Consider the following 13736-nt stretch of genomic DNA (forward strand, 5'->3'; position numbering starts at 1 on the left):
GGACCTGTAAGCGCGATGATCCGTTTCCTGAAGAGCCTCGTGCTGCTGCCGATCGCCGCCTTGGTGATCCTGCTGGCGGTGGCCAACCGCGCGCCGGTGCAGCTCTCCTTCGATCCGTTCAACGCGGACGCGCCGGTCTTCAGCGTCGCTCTTCCGCTCTACGCGATCCTCTTCGGCGCCGTGGCCCTCGGCATCGTGGTGGGCGGCATCTTCACGTGGCTCGGCCAGGGCAAGACCCGCGCCCGGGCGCGCTACCATCGCCGCGAGGCCGTCCGGTACGAGCGCGAGGCGACCCGGCTGCGCACCTATGCGCCCGAGAGCGAGACCGCGGGCACCTATACGGTCCCGAATACGGGCCGGACCGCGCTGCCCGCGCCGCGCTGAGCGGTTCCCGTTCGCGGCGCTGAGGCGGAAACCTCAGCGCGCCCGCCGCGCGGCCGCCACGAAGGCCGCGATCTTCGCCGGATCCTTCACCCCCGGCGCCGTCTCGACCCCGGACGAGACATCGACGGCGCCCAGTGCCGTTCGGGCGATGGCATCGGCAACGTTGCCGGCATCGAGGCCGCCCGACAGCATGGTGCCCTCCGGAAGCGCGGCGCCGCGCAGGATCTCCCAGTCGAAGCATCGGCCGTTGCCGCCCGGCAGGGCCGCATCCGGCGGCGCCTTGGCATCCAGCAGGATCCGGTCGGCGACCGCGGCATAGGCCGGCAGGACGGCGAGATCCGCGGGCGTGGCGATGCCGAGCGCCTTCATCACCGGCCGGCCAGCGCGGGCGCGGATCGCCGCGACGCGCTCCGGGCTCTCGCGCCCATGGAGCTGGATGAGATCCGGATCCACCGCCGCGACGGCCGCGGCGAGCAGAGCGTCGTCCGGATCGACCAGCAGGATCACCCGCTCGGCCCGCCCGCGGGCGAGGGCCGACAGGGCGGCCGCTTGCTCCAGCGCCACGTGCCGGGGACTGCGCGGGAAGTGGACGAGCCCGATCCAGTCCGCCCCGGCGTCCAGAGCGGCGGTCAGAGTCGCTTCGGTGCTGAGCCCGCAGATCTTGATACGGGTCGGGGACGCGGATGAGGCCATGGGCCTCCTATAGCCGATCCGGCGTCGCCGAGCAGGCCCGTGCGACAGGCCCGTTGCTGCAATCCGCGCCCACGCCGACGAACCAGGCATCGCGCGCAGGGCGACACGTGCCGTCGCGCTGCGCGGTCATCCCGTAGACCCGCAGCGGCGCCCGGGATCCCGACGCGCCGAGGCGGCGAGATCCTGCACCACGAGATCCTGCACCACGAGCGCCTTTCCATGCCGGTCTCGCCGGCAACGCCCCGGACTGACGGCGCAGGACATCGATGGTGAGCCAGGGTGTCCGATGCGCGCGGCCATGAGCCCGGACAGGCGGGGAAGAGCGCGGTGCATCGTCTTGCGCCGACCACGCGCCTGTCCGGGCGTGTCAGAGGCCCCCTCAGACCGAGAGCCGCCTAATACAGCGCCGGCACGAAGACGTTGGGGATCGGAAATCCGCTGAAGACCACCTTCCCGTCGACGAGCCGCAGGGGTGGGAGCGCCTTGAGGGGTGTCGCGTCGGCCGGCGCGTCCGGGTTCGGACGCTGGGCCAGCCCCAGCAGGCCGCCGACCAGCTGGCCGACCAGCGCGCCCCGATCCGAGCCGAAGCGCTGGCCGACGATGCTGCCGACCAGCGCGTCGACGCCGGCCGCCCGCAGGTCGATCTGGCCCGCCGGGCGGTGCGCGGCATCGAGGGCGAGGGTGCCCTTCGCCTGAACGCGCTGTGCGCCCTTGGCCAGCGACAGGGCCGTCAGGTCCAGGTTGCCGCCGGCTTGGCGCCAGCGCTCCAGCTCGCGCGCCACCGTCCCGGTCCGCAACACGGTGGCCTGCGTCAGGCTCGCATCAAGGGCCAGATCGACCGGATCCCGTGTTCCGGTAAGGGCATCGAGTTGAGGCACCGCCGCCTGATTCAGGCGCAGGCTGAGATCCACCGCACCGTCGGAATCGAAACGGCCGGGGCTCGGCCGGGCGTGCAGTTCGAGGTGCCGGCCCGCAACCGCGATCGGACCGGGCTCTGCCCCCTTCACGGTGACATCGGGATTGTCGACGACCAGAGAGGCGCGGGTGAAGCCATCCGCGGCGCCGTGGAAACTGCCCTGGAGCGCGGACCAGGACGCGTCTCCGGTCAGCGCGCCCTGCTCGACATGGAACGGGCCGGCGCTCTCGAACACGACGAGGCGCGGCTGATAGATCTGCGCCACCGCGGTGCTCGGTCCCAGCCGGAAGCGTCCGTCGGCACGGTCGAGCGTGACGGCGCTGCAGCGCAGCTCGAGCCGGAACGGGTAGCCGCCGAGCGAGCGGTCCGCACAGGTCCAGGTGCGCCCGGCCGACGCCTCCCGGGCGATCCAGCCGTCGATCTCGGCGGCCGCGCGCTCACGCATCCACAGCCAGCCGGCCGACCAGCCCGCCACCACGAGGGCGAGCAGGATGTAGGGCAGGAACAGCCCGAGCCGGGATCGCCGCGCGCGCCCCACCGGGGCTGTCTGGTCGGCACCCTCCGGCCGCGTCCGATCCTGCACCATGCGCTCCGCTCCCCGACCCGATCCCCGCAGGGACATCGCGGCCTCGCCTTGAGGCCATGCAAGGGGCGAAACTGGGGCAGCGCCGGCCCGGGTCGACCGCTGCGGACGTGATCCGTCCGCGCGCGTCGCGTTTCCGGTCAGACCTGCGCCGGCTCGACGGTGTCGACCTGCAGATCCTCGACGATCGCCACCCGCTCGACGTCGTTCTCGGCCAGGCGATGCACGTGCATTTCGGTGGCGCCCCGGCGGCGGACACGGTCGAGCCAAGTCCGCCGCAGATGATCGCGCGGACTCTCGCTGGAGCTGGCCACCGAGACCATTTCGGCGATGCCCGCATTGTCCCGGCGGACGGCGATCACCACGGCCTGGGCCATCTCGTCGAGGTCGAAGCCCCCGGCCGGATGAACCCCGACCACGTAGCGGCGGCCGGAACGGCCGCGCCAGGCCGAAAGGGGAAGCGCGGGCGAGCCGCGCAGACCTGCGGTCGTCTTGAGGCGTTCTTCACGCACATCCTGCCTCCGGGTGCGATCGTCCTTCAGGTCGCGGAGCGCGGCCGACCAGGACAGGGCTCTTCTGTTCGCCATTTGTTCCAACCTAACGCGCGATATCCACAGGCGTCAAGCGCGACGTTCCCAAGGGCAGATGTGGCGACGATGCCCGTTATCCACAAGCCGGCGCAGCGCCCCTCGGGACGGAACGCGGCGGTTGCGCGGGGCTCAGCGGCGCGGCGCGGCCACGGCCGGTGCCTCGTCCGCCGGTACGGCGTGGCCGTCTGCCGCGCAGCCTGCGAGGCCACCGTCGACGAGGGCGTTCGAGGCCGTCTCGAGCCGGTCCTGGACCAGCGCCTGGAACTCCTGGCGGGGCAGGCCGGGCGGGATGGGCGGCAGGAATTCGATCACCGCCGTGCCCGGCCGGCGCACGAGGCTGTTGCGCGACCAGAACAGGCCGGTGTTCAGCGCGACGGGCAGGCAGGGGACCTTCAGGGCGGTGTAGAGATGCGAGAGTCCCTGCTTGTAGGCGGGCGGCGCGCCGACCGGCCGGCGGGTGCCCTCGGGAAAGATGATGAGCTGGCGCCCGTCCTGGATCGCCGCGCCGGCCGCGGCATTCATCAGGCTCATGGCCCGGGTGCCCTTGGACCGGTCGATCGCCACCATGCCGCTGCGCGACAGATACCAGCCGATCAGGGGGATCAGCAGCAGCTCCTTCTTCAGGACGTAGGCGAAGTTCGGCAGCACCGTGCAGAGGGCCAGGGTCTCAAGGGCCGACTGGTGCTTGGCCGCCACCAGCAGGGGACCCGTCGGGATGTTCTCCAGCCCACGGAACTCGACCCGCGTTCCGGCGACGACGCGCAGCAGCCACAGGGTGATCCGCCCCCAGGCGCGGGCCAGCCGCAGAACCGACCGGCCGGAGACCAGCATGGGCAGGCCGGCGACCGCCAGGACCGCCGTGACGGCGTAGAAGCAGATGTTGAAGGCGAGGGAGCGCAGGGCGAGCATCGGATACCGTGTCGTAGCGGCCTCCTGTAGCGCGCCCGCGTGTCCGCGGCCAAGGGCGACGTCGCCGGGAGCCGTCAGGCATCCTCGGAGAGGTCGGCCTCGCGGATGCGCCCGGCGCCGCGCCCCGCGACCAGCCAGTAGACCAAGCCCGCACTCGCACCGACCACGAACAGGATCAGCGTCAGGCGCACCTCGCCGGCGAGGAGGGCGGCATCCCGGGTCGCCCCGCCGGACCGGAGCGCGCCGCGCGTCAGCCAGGGGAGGGCGGCGGTGAGCAGGCCGCAGCCGGCGCCGTACCACAGGAGGCCGCGACATCCGAGGATCTCCCCGCCGAGACCGATCAGGGCCGGGGGCACGAACAGCAGCACGAACAGCGCCTTGGCGAGGCCGGCGACGAACAGGGCGAGTCCCTCCGGCGGGAGCCCGGCCGAGAGGTCCGACAGGGCCATGTCGAGGCCGGCGAGCGCCCCGCCGCTCAGCCAGGCCTGCGCGGCCGGATCGACGAGCAGCGCCAGGACGAGAACCACGAAGCCTGCCGGAACAGCGAGCAGGAGGGCGAAGGCCCCGAGAATGAGGCGACCGAGGGCGTGCATGGCGCCAGCCTCTACACCGGGCGCGCCCGCCCGTCGCGCGAAAGCCGCGCCCGATCCTCGCGGATCCGGCGCGGCTTCCAGGATACGGCAGCCGAAAGGGTGCCCGTCAGCCGTGGGCGGGCGCGGCGCCGCCGGAATCACCGTGGGTGTGCTTCTTCCGGAACCGCCCGATCCAGAGCGAGAAGTGGCGGATCACCACGTAGAAGACCGGCGTGAGGAACAGGCCGAAGAAGGTCGCGCCGATCATCCCGAAGAACACCGCCGTGCCGAGCGCCTGACGCATCTCGGCGCCGGGGCCGGTGGCGATCACCAGCGGCAGGGTGCCCAGGATGAACGCGAAGGCGGTCATCAGGATCGGGCGCAGGCGCAGGCGGCAGGCTTCCACCGCCGCCTCCACCGGGCCGCGATGCTCCCGCTGCTCGATGTCGTGGGCGAACTCGACGATCAGGATCGCGTTCTTCGCCGCGAGGCCGATGAGCACGATCAGGCCGATCTGGGTCAGGATGTTGTTGTCCTGGCGGCGGAACTGCACGCCCGCGAGCGCCGCCAGCACCCCGGTCGGCACCACCAGCAGGATCGCCAGCGGCAGCGCCCAGGATTCGTACTGCGCGGCGAGGACGAGGAAGACCAGCAGCACGCCGAGGGCGAAGACCGCGCCCGCGGTGCCGCTCGCGGCCTTCTGCTGGTAGGCGATCTCGGTCCAGTCGTAGGAGTAGCCGTCGGGCAAAGCCTTCTTGGCGATCTCCTCCATGGCGGTCAGCGCCTGACCGGTCGAGACGCCCGGCTTGGCCACGCCCTGGACCGGGACCGAGTAGTAGAGGTTGAACCGCTGCACGATCTGCGGACCGGTCACGTCCCGCACCGAGGCGAGGGTGCCCATGGGCACCAGCGCGCCGGTGGAGGAGCGCACCTTGATCTGCGAGATGTCCTGCACCGAGGTGCGGAACGCCGCGTCGCCCTGCAGGCGCACCTGATAGATCCGGCCCAGCGTGTTGAAGTCGTTGACGTAGGTGCCGCCGAGATCCGCCTGGACCGACGAGAACACGTTCGCCAGCGGCACGTTCAGCATCCGGGCGATGGTACGGTCGATGTCGAGGAACAGCTGCGGCGTCGAGTTGTCGAAGGTCGTGAAGACGCGCTGCACGTCCGCGCTCTGGTTGGCCTGAGCGATCACCTCGCCGGCCGCGGCCATGAGCGGGCCGATATCCGACGACTGGCGGCTCTCGATCTGCATCTTGAAGCCGCCGCCGTTGCCGAGGCCGCGGACGGGCGGCGGCGGGATCACGATGACCCGCGCCTCCTGGATGTCCGAGGTGGCCTTCAGCACGTCTCCGGTGATGACGGCCGCGCTTCGACCGACCTCCGCGCGCTCTTTCGCCCCCTTGAGGGTCAGGAACATCACGCCGGCATTGGTCGTGTTGGTGAAGGTCGCGCCGTCGAAGCCCGCGATGATCACCGCGTTGGCCACGCCGTCGACGGTCCGGGCCTGCTTGGCGGCGCGCAGACACACCTCCGTGGTGCGGTCGAGGGACGAGCCGGACGGGAGCTGGACGACGCCGATCAGGTAACCCTGGTCCTGGTCCGGGATGAAGCCCGTGGGCGTCGTCTGCGCCAGATGGAGCGTCCCGGCGATCACGGCTGCGTAGACCAGCAGCATCACGCCCAGGCCGACGATGCCGCCGGTCAGGACGCGGATCGTCCGGCCGTAGGCGTTCGACGTCGCGTCGAAGGCGCGGTTGAAGCCGTTCGCCAGCCAGTTCACGAACCGCGTCAGGAAGAACTTGGGCTCCTTGCGCGCATGATGCGGGACCAGCAGCAGCTTGCAGAGCGCCGGCGACAGGGTCAGCGAGTTGAAGGCCGAGATCAGCGTCGAGGCCGCGATGGTCAGCGCGAACTGCTTGTAGAACTGGCCCGAGATGCCCGGGATGAACGCCGTGGGCACGAACACCGCGGCGAGCACCAGCGCGATGGCGATGACCGCGCCGCCGACCTCGTCCATGGTCTTGTGGGCGGCGTCCCCCGGCGACAGGCCCTCGGCCATGTTGCGCTCGACGTTCTCCACCACCACGATGGCGTCGTCGACCACGATGCCGATGGCGAGAACCAGCCCGAACAGGGTCAGGTTGTTCAGCGAGAAGCCGAAGGCCGCCATCGCCGCGAAGGTGCCGATCAGCGACACGGGAATCGCGATCACCGGAATCAGCGCGGTGCGCCAGCTCTGGAGGAAGACCAGCACCACGATGACGACGAGGCCGACGGCCTCGAACAGGGTCTTGTAGACCTCGTGGATCGATTCCTCGATGAACTCCGTCGGGTTGTAGGCGATGCGGTACTCGACGTCCGGCGGGAATTTCTTCTTGACCTCCTCCATCACCTTCTTGACCGACGCCGCCGCGTCCAGGGCGTTCGTGCCCGGCCGCTGGAAGGCGCCGATGCCCACCGCGGGCGTGTCGTTGAGGAACGAGTTGGTCGTGTAGTCCTTCTGGCCCATCTCGACGCGGGCGATGTCCTTCACCCGGACGAGGCGCCCGTCCTGCGCCTTGATGATCACCTCGGCGAACTGCTCGGGCGTCTTGAACCGCGCCTGCGACTGAACGACGAGCTGGAACGCCTCGCTCTTGGCCGCGGGCGGACCGTTGAGTTGACCGGCCGCCACCTGGACGTTCTGCTCCTGCAGGGCCGTGGTGACGTCGGTGACAGACAGGCCGTAGGCGGCGAGCTTGTTGGGATCGACCCAGATGCGCTCGGCATACTCGTTGCCGCCGAAGATCGTGATGTCGCCGACGCCGTCGAGGCGCAGCAGCTCGTCGCGGATGTTCAGGTAGATGTAGTTGGCGAGGTAGTTCTGGTCGTAGGTCTTGTTCGGCGAGAGCAGGTGCACGACCAGCATCAGGTCGGGGGAGGCCTTGCGCACCGTGACGCCGAGGTTGCGCACGTCCGGCGGCAGGCGCGGCTGCGCCACCGAGAGCCGGTTCTGCACCAGCACGTTGGCGATATCGAGGTTGGTGCCGACCTTGAAGGTCACGGTCAGCAGCATGTTGCCGTCGTTGGTCGACAACGACGTCATGTAGAGCATGTTGTCGACGCCGTTGACCTCCTGCTCGATCGGCGTCGCGATCGTGGCGGCCACGGTCTCGGCATTGGCGCCCGGATAGGAGGCGCGCACCGTCACGGTCGGCGGCACGATCTCGGGATACTGCGAGACCGGGAGGCTCTCGTAGGCCACGAAGCCGAGGATCAGGAACACGATCGACGTGACGGACGCGAAGATCGGCCTGTCGACGAAGAAATGGGCGAAACGCATCGGTCAAACCTCTGAGGCCCGCCGGTCTCCCGGACGGGGCCCTGCGTCGTCGGTGCGGGGCGCACCCTGGGGCGCGCACGAAGGCATTCGTGACGAGCCGCGCGGGCTCAGGTCTTGCTCGGCGGCAACTCGACGGTCTCGGGCGTGACCTTCGCCCCCGGCCGGACCCGGGCGAGGCCGTTGACCACGATGGTCTCGTCGCCCTTCAGCCCCGACTGGATCACCCGGTAGCCGTCGACCTTCGGTCCCAGCACGACATCCTTCTGCTGGATGACGTTCTCGGGCCCCACCACGTAGACGATGCGCTTGTCCTGGTTGGCGGCAACCGCCTCGTCGGGGACCAGCACGCCCTGGAAGGGCTTCGTCGCCGGCATCGCGACGATGCCGAACAGGCCGGGCTTGATGAACAGGTCAGCGTTCGGGACGGTGGCGCGCAGCAGGATCGTGCCGGTGGCGTTGTCGACGCGGTTGTCGACGAAGTCGAGGGTGCCCTTGCGGGTCGGCTTCGCCTCGCCGGACAGCGAGATCAGGATCGGCACGCCCTTGCCCTGCTGGGTCTGGCCCATCCCGATGCCGAGGCTGTTCTGGTACTTGAGGAACGCCTTCTCATCGACCGTGTAGCTGAAATAGATCGGATCGAGCGAGACGATCGTGGTCAGCATCGTCTGGTCGGCGCTGACGATGTTGCCTTCGGTCACGAGGCGCCGGCTGATGCGGCCGTTGATGGGCGCCTTCACCTCGCTGAAATCGTAGTTCAGCTGGGCGTTGTTGAGGGCGGCCTGCGCGCTGTCGACGTCGGCCTGGGCCGTCTGGGAGGCCTGCCGGCGCTGGTCGGTCACCTGTTCGGAGATGTTGCCGCTGCGGGACAGGGTCTGCGCGCGCTCGAGATCCGTCTGCGAGAAGGACTGGCGCGCCTTGGCCGAGGCCAGCGCGGCCTGGGCCTGCTCCAGGGCCGCCTTGTAGGGGCGCCGGTCGATGACGAACAGCACATCCCCCTTCTTCACCGTCTGGCCGTCGACGAAGTTGATCTTCTCGAGATATCCGGTGACGCGGGCCCGGACCTCGACGTAATCGATCGCGTCGAAGCGACCGGTATACTGGTCCTGCTCGACGATCTGGCGCACCACGGGCTTGGCCACGGTGACCTTCGGCGGCGGCCCGCCCGGCGCCTGGGCGCGGGCCGCCGGGGTGAGGGGACCTGCCGCGAGACCCGCGACGAGGGCTGACAAGAGGGTGAGAAGGCTGGGAAGCCGGCTGCGCATCGGGTCCTGCTGTCCGTTGGCTGACCGTGCGGTCGCGCCGAGCTTGACGATTGTTCCGCCGCGGGTGCGGCCTAACCCGCGCGCCACGCTGTTGCTTGTGCGCGAGCGCACATCACGGTCTCGTGTACCGGATTGAATCCGCAGGTCAGGCGATCGTCTCACCTGCGCTGTACCAGTCCTTGAACCCGCCTTTGTAGTGTTCGGCGAGATCGAGTCCGGCATTCTGCACGGCCATCAGCGCGTGGATCGAGCGGACGCCCGAGCCGCACGAGAAGACCGCGCGCCGACCATCGGCGGCCACGAGATCCGCCACCGCCTGCGGATCGAAGCTGGAGAGGGGATGCGAGACGGAACCGGGAATGTGCCCGGCCTCGAATTCGTGCGGCTCACGCACATCGATGATCAGCATCGAGCCGTCGCTGAGCCCGCGCTTGACCGTGTCGCGATCGAGGTCGACCACCCGCATCGGCAGGATCTCCGTTCCGCCCGCTCTCGGCCAGGCTGGTTGACTGACGCTTTTCCTTATTCGTCAGACCCGAGCGGCGCAACTTGTGCGGCCGGGCGCGCAGGCGGCGCGACCGGACATCGGACCGGAACGGCTCGGTCAGAGCATGGCCAGGGTGGGGGTCACGGCGGCGAAATGCGCGGGCCAGTCCGGCGGTCGATATCCGTCCAGACGTCCCGCCAGTTCGGCGCGCAGGGACGCGGCGGGCTGCGCAAGCGCCTCGATCGCTTCGATCCAGCCCGGCCCGTCCAGAGGGTCGCGGAACAGGGCGAACCCGTCGGCGATCTCCCGATGGACGGGGATGTCGGAGGCGATGACCGGCAGACCCGAAGCCGCGGCCTCGACCACGGGGATGCCGTAGCCCTCCGTGAAGGACGGCATCAGCAATCCCGTGCAGCTGCGCATCAGCGCGGCCAGCCCGTGCGTGGACAACCCCGACGCCTCGATGACATGGGCCTGCACGCCAGGGCAGCGTTCGAGCATGTCGATCGCGCTCTCGGCCTCCCAGCCCCGGCGCCCGACGACGATGAGCCGGGGCGTGGCAGCCCCGTGACGCTCGGCCAAGTGCCGCCAGATCTGGAACAGCAGCAGGTGGTTCTTGCGCGATTCGATGGTGCCGCAGACCAGGAAGGTCGGCCGGTCCGGCCTGAACCGCGGTCCCGTGCGCCCGAAGGCGGGCTCGACCCCGAGATGGCCCACGGCCACCGGCGGCCGGCCGAACCCCTCGGCGGCGAGATGCGCGAGTGTGCGCCGGCCGGTATCCTCCGAATTCACCAGGATCGCGGCGGCGTGCCGGCCGATCGTGCGCAGGCGCGCCCGGTGGCGGTCGGCCTCGCCGGACCGGCCGTATTCGGGATGGGTGATCGGGATCAGATCGTGGACGAAGAAGGCGGCCCGCACGTCCCGCCGCGTGTAGAGCCAGTCGAACCGCCGCGGATCGTCGAGGCGCAGATGCGACGTGTGGAGGTAGAGCGCATCCCGGGGCAGCGTGGCGACCGACCGGCCGCGCAGGGCGATGTCGAGCGTCTTCCGCGCCTGGATCCGCCGCCGGTCGGCGGTGTTGGCCGGCGTCTCCGAGAGGGATGCCTGTCCCGCGGCCGGATCCCCGCAGAGGGCGGCGAGCCGCCGATAGACCGGGTCCGAGGCGGCGTCCCGGTCCTCGACCCAGCCGGCCGCCACCGCCTCGACGATCTCCAGAGCCTGCGCGCGATCGAGAATGCGCGGTCCGACGGCTGTGGAGACGACGCCGACACCTGTTTCGGCCGAGCCGAGGAAGGCGCGGGCGTAGGCGAGGTCGACGCGGTCGATCCCGGACGGGCTGGCGTGACGCAGGCGCGTGACGAGGCGCGTGAGATCGAAGGCGATCGGTCGGTCCGTCATGATCCTCTAGCAATCGTCGGGGCGGGGGCTCCCCGTAGCGGTCCTGATCCGCAAGTGCCAGCATCTGCCGGCCTCGCGGCGCGGAACCCGGATGCCGGAAGGGGTTGCGCGGGCGCTGCGCGGAGGCTAAGAGCCGCGAGCCTAAGCGGCGTCGGAGTGTAGCGCAGCCCGGTAGCGCACCTGTCTGGGGGACAGGGGGTCGTCGGTTCAAGTCCGGCCACTCCGACCATTTTTTCCCTGCTTTGGCAATGACTTAGCCCATCGACCGGACGGGCTGGCTTACTGGAAGATCCCTTCGGTAATCGAATAGTAAGCCACCGGCGCTCGAGGGCGTGGGCTGCCTTACCGGCATCGCGTGTCCGCGGATGGCGGGCAGACGGCGCGAATCAGCCCAAACACCGAATCTCTCAGCGGGTGGCCTGCGTGGCTTACTGGCGGCAGCGTTGTGGCTTACTGGCGGACCGATAGGCCCCTGGGACCATAACCCTGGCCAGGGACGGACCTGACGGGGCCGTCGAGACCAGCACGGGCTTCGTCGACCCTCGACGCCAACGGTGGACAGGCGAGACAACTACCGGGACTGCGACAGCGGGCCCGATTCGGTCCTCGAGGGCCACAAACTCGAAGTCGTCGATCTGCGACGTGAACATCCACGTCATCACCGTCGAGAACATCCAACACGTGAAGATGCGCGCAGTCTGGACGCTGCCGAAACACCAGCGCGCTGACGGAAATGTCGCTCTCGGGCAACGCCCGGCCCACGGTTTCAGGACCCAGTTGAGGACGTTTCGGGGCCGACCGGCTGAAGGTTGTGAATCTAAAATTTTACCGAACGAAATTTCGAATATCGGAAGGGCACTTATCCCAAGCCGGGACGATATCCACAGGGTTTCGCGTGCCGGCACAACATCTAGCGGCGAACAAGCCCGCCGAACACCACTTGTTGGCGTGAGACCGACGGCAGGGTAGATTCCCTCATCGACGGGCGCTGGCAGACAGCGGCGGCTCAGATCGAGGCTTGCGGGGAGTGCCGGCCCCGCATTGCGATGAAGGCAAGCCAGAGGAGACGCGATGATCCCCTACCCGGTGATTACCGTCCACGTTGAGAAGACCGCCGCAGGATGGTCCATCAAGGTGGCCATCGCCGCGACGGTCCTGTGACCTAGCCCGGTCAACCGAGGCTCGCGGGATTCCGGCCCGCGGGCCTCACAGGCTGCATCATACACAACACGTGGATGTGCCACTACCTTGGTTGTCGACCCCATCTGCGGGTTCGGCCGATTCCTCAACAGGCGCGAGCGGGCTTCTCGTCGTCGAGGGCGGCGAGCTTCGTCATGTTCTCGGTGATTCCCTCGAGGAGCGCGGGCAGGGCGGCGTCGGCCTGTTCGGCGGGGCCTTCGCCGGCGCGAACGGTCAGGCTCCGGGCGCCGCGTCGATCTGGGGCGCGAACACCCTGGTGTCGAACTGCGCGCACCACGTCGATCCGTGGGGCTACACCAACGTGATCGCCTACGGGATCGAACTGGACTTCAACATCCGGAGGCAGAAGGACGGGTCGGACGTCAACGTGCCGGTGCGCGGCCTGTACTTCATCGGCGACAGCGACACCAACGGCCTGGCGATCTGCACCGTGATCGAGGTCGATCAGATCGGCATCAACCGGGGATCCCCTGGAAGACCGTGCTCGTCACCAACGACGGCGCCGCCCAGGTCGCCCTGGACATCGGTGCCACCGCCAGGACCCCGAATGCCGGATCCCAGCCGATCAACCTCCGGGCGATCGGCCCGGGCGGCGCCGGCCGCGCCGGCCTGATCCAGCTCAGTCCCCTGGGCGACCTCGTGCTGGCGCCCCATCGGGGCAGCGGCGTCAACGTCGTCGACACGGCCGGGTCGGTCGCGCTCCAGGCCGCCGCCGGCCTGTTCAAGATCAACGCCGACGGCAGCGGCGCCCGGCCGGTCACCTACGGCGCCCCCGACAGCGCCGGCGCCGGCTACCGGGCCCTGCGCGTCCCGAACTGACCGCTCCGCAATCCGTAACCGGAGATTCGCCATGGCCCAGCTGATCGAGACGGCCGAGCAGCACGTCGCGCTGCATCTCGGCACCCTGACCGCGCAGAACTTCGCCCTCGCCTGCGCCCTGGAGCGGCGCGACCGGCTGCTCGCCGAGGCGCAGGCGCGGATCGACGCCCTGGAGGCCGAGCGCGCCGCCGCGACGCCGTCGGCCCCCGAGGGCCTACGCCACCGCGGTCCCGGCCGGCAGCGCCCCGTGAGCCCGGCGCCGCTCACCTACGCGTGGCGGATGGCGCGGGCCGACGCAGCGCCGCTCGGCCTGATCCTGCGCGGCCTCGACGTCGCGTCCGGGCAGATCGTCCCGCTGCCCGCGGGCGAGCAGTCGATCGCCTGGAGCGTCGGCCTGCCCGGCCATCTGCGCGCGCTGACCACGGAGGCCAGCGGCGGCCTCGCGACGGATGCCGACGGCGTCATTCGGTTCCCGCTGGCACCGGCCGACCTTGCCGCGGCGCCGCCCCTGGCCGTGATGCCGGTGGTCGTGCGGCTCCTGGAGGGCGACGGCACCGGCCGCACCGTCCTGCTCGGCACCCTCGAACTGCTGGACTGA

General features: G+C 70.0%; 13 protein-coding genes and 1 tRNA gene. 4 read left to right on the forward strand and 10 right to left on the reverse strand.

What is annotated here, in order from left to right:
• Nucleotides 1-15 precede the first annotated feature (15 nt).
• Nucleotides 16-384, forward strand: a complete 369-nt coding sequence (locus ABC766_RS27465; RefSeq protein ID WP_043351022.1) for a LapA family protein — start codon at nt 16-18, stop codon at nt 382-384.
• Nucleotides 385-417: 33 nt separating this feature from the next.
• Here the strand turns inward: ABC766_RS27465 and ABC766_RS27470 are convergent, their stop codons facing one another.
• The 9 genes from ABC766_RS27470 to ABC766_RS27510 form a co-directional block, all read right to left on the reverse strand.
• The gene (locus ABC766_RS27470; protein ID WP_345819963.1) at nt 418-1077 is read right to left on the reverse strand and encodes a phosphoribosylanthranilate isomerase; all 660 of its coding nucleotides are present in this window, start codon (nt 1075-1077) and stop codon (nt 418-420) included.
• Between the two features lie 395 nt (nt 1078-1472).
• The gene (locus ABC766_RS27475) at nt 1473-2579 is read right to left on the reverse strand and encodes a DUF2125 domain-containing protein (RefSeq protein WP_053610273.1); all 1107 of its coding nucleotides are present in this window, start codon (nt 2577-2579) and stop codon (nt 1473-1475) included.
• Nucleotides 2580-2716: 137 nt separating this feature from the next.
• Nucleotides 2717-3163, reverse strand: coding sequence for a hypothetical protein (locus ABC766_RS27480; protein WP_043380600.1), 447 nt, complete (start codon nt 3161-3163; stop codon nt 2717-2719).
• Nucleotides 3164-3295: 132 nt separating this feature from the next.
• Nucleotides 3296-4075, reverse strand: a complete 780-nt coding sequence (locus ABC766_RS27485) for a lysophospholipid acyltransferase family protein (protein WP_043353151.1) — start codon at nt 4073-4075, stop codon at nt 3296-3298.
• Nucleotides 4076-4149: 74 nt separating this feature from the next.
• A complete protein-coding gene (locus ABC766_RS27490) occupies nt 4150-4668 on the reverse strand; it encodes a hypothetical protein (protein ID WP_043353149.1) in 519 nt (172 codons plus the stop codon).
• A gap of 106 nt (nt 4669-4774) precedes the next feature.
• Entirely contained in the window at nt 4775-7972 is a 3198-nt protein-coding gene (locus ABC766_RS27495; protein ID WP_345819964.1) for a multidrug efflux RND transporter permease subunit, read from the reverse strand.
• 107 nt (nt 7973-8079) lie between these two features.
• Entirely contained in the window at nt 8080-9234 is a 1155-nt protein-coding gene (locus tag ABC766_RS27500; protein ID WP_043380594.1) for an efflux RND transporter periplasmic adaptor subunit, read from the reverse strand.
• Between the two features lie 145 nt (nt 9235-9379).
• The gene (locus ABC766_RS27505) at nt 9380-9700 is read right to left on the reverse strand and encodes a rhodanese-like domain-containing protein (protein WP_043380592.1); all 321 of its coding nucleotides are present in this window, start codon (nt 9698-9700) and stop codon (nt 9380-9382) included.
• 138 nt (nt 9701-9838) lie between these two features.
• On the reverse strand, nt 9839-11119 hold the full coding sequence (locus ABC766_RS27510; RefSeq protein ID WP_342141494.1) for a glycosyltransferase family 1 protein: 1281 nt from the start codon (nt 11117-11119) through the stop codon (nt 9839-9841).
• A gap of 152 nt (nt 11120-11271) precedes the next feature.
• On the opposite strand from ABC766_RS27510, the gene ABC766_RS27515 reads away from it, so the two are divergent.
• Nucleotides 11272-11348: transfer RNA gene (locus tag ABC766_RS27515), tRNA-Pro, on the forward strand.
• Between the two features lie 1056 nt (nt 11349-12404).
• Here the strand turns inward: ABC766_RS27515 and ABC766_RS27520 are convergent.
• Nucleotides 12405-12593, reverse strand: a complete 189-nt coding sequence (locus tag ABC766_RS27520) for a hypothetical protein (RefSeq protein WP_345819965.1) — start codon at nt 12591-12593, stop codon at nt 12405-12407.
• A gap of 206 nt (nt 12594-12799) precedes the next feature.
• On the opposite strand from ABC766_RS27520, the gene ABC766_RS27525 reads away from it, so the two are divergent.
• Together ABC766_RS27525 and ABC766_RS27530 are read left to right on the forward strand one after the other, a co-directional pair.
• A complete protein-coding gene (locus tag ABC766_RS27525; protein ID WP_345819966.1) occupies nt 12800-13138 on the forward strand; it encodes a hypothetical protein in 339 nt (112 codons plus the stop codon).
• Between the two features lie 31 nt (nt 13139-13169).
• Nucleotides 13170-13736 (forward strand): hypothetical protein, encoded by a 567-nt coding sequence (locus ABC766_RS27530; RefSeq protein ID WP_342141496.1) that lies wholly within the window; start codon nt 13170-13172, stop codon nt 13734-13736.

Origin of the sequence: Methylobacterium fujisawaense, assembly GCF_039619325.1 — a bacterium.
Taxonomy (GTDB): domain Bacteria; phylum Pseudomonadota; class Alphaproteobacteria; order Rhizobiales; family Beijerinckiaceae; genus Methylobacterium; species Methylobacterium fujisawaense.

Coding starts and splice junctions, on each gene's coding strand:
- ABC766_RS27465 (WP_043351022.1), top strand. CDS start 16: ATGATCCGTTTCCTGAAGAGCCTCGTGCTGCTGCCGATCGCCGCCTTG.
- ABC766_RS27470 (WP_345819963.1), bottom strand. CDS start 1,077: ATGGCCTCATCCGCGTCCCCGACCCGTATCAAGATCTGCGGGCTCAGC.
- ABC766_RS27475 (WP_053610273.1), bottom strand. CDS start 2,579: ATGGTGCAGGATCGGACGCGGCCGGAGGGTGCCGACCAGACAGCCCCG.
- ABC766_RS27480 (WP_043380600.1), bottom strand. CDS start 3,163: ATGGCGAACAGAAGAGCCCTGTCCTGGTCGGCCGCGCTCCGCGACCTG.
- ABC766_RS27485 (WP_043353151.1), bottom strand. CDS start 4,075: ATGCTCGCCCTGCGCTCCCTCGCCTTCAACATCTGCTTCTACGCCGTC.
- ABC766_RS27490 (WP_043353149.1), bottom strand. CDS start 4,668: ATGCACGCCCTCGGTCGCCTCATTCTCGGGGCCTTCGCCCTCCTGCTC.
- ABC766_RS27495 (WP_345819964.1), bottom strand. CDS start 7,972: ATGCGTTTCGCCCATTTCTTCGTCGACAGGCCGATCTTCGCGTCCGTC.
- ABC766_RS27500 (WP_043380594.1), bottom strand. CDS start 9,234: ATGCGCAGCCGGCTTCCCAGCCTTCTCACCCTCTTGTCAGCCCTCGTC.
- ABC766_RS27505 (WP_043380592.1), bottom strand. CDS start 9,700: ATGCGGGTGGTCGACCTCGATCGCGACACGGTCAAGCGCGGGCTCAGC.
- ABC766_RS27510 (WP_342141494.1), bottom strand. CDS start 11,119: ATGACGGACCGACCGATCGCCTTCGATCTCACGCGCCTCGTCACGCGC.
- ABC766_RS27530 (WP_342141496.1), top strand. CDS start 13,170: ATGGCCCAGCTGATCGAGACGGCCGAGCAGCACGTCGCGCTGCATCTC.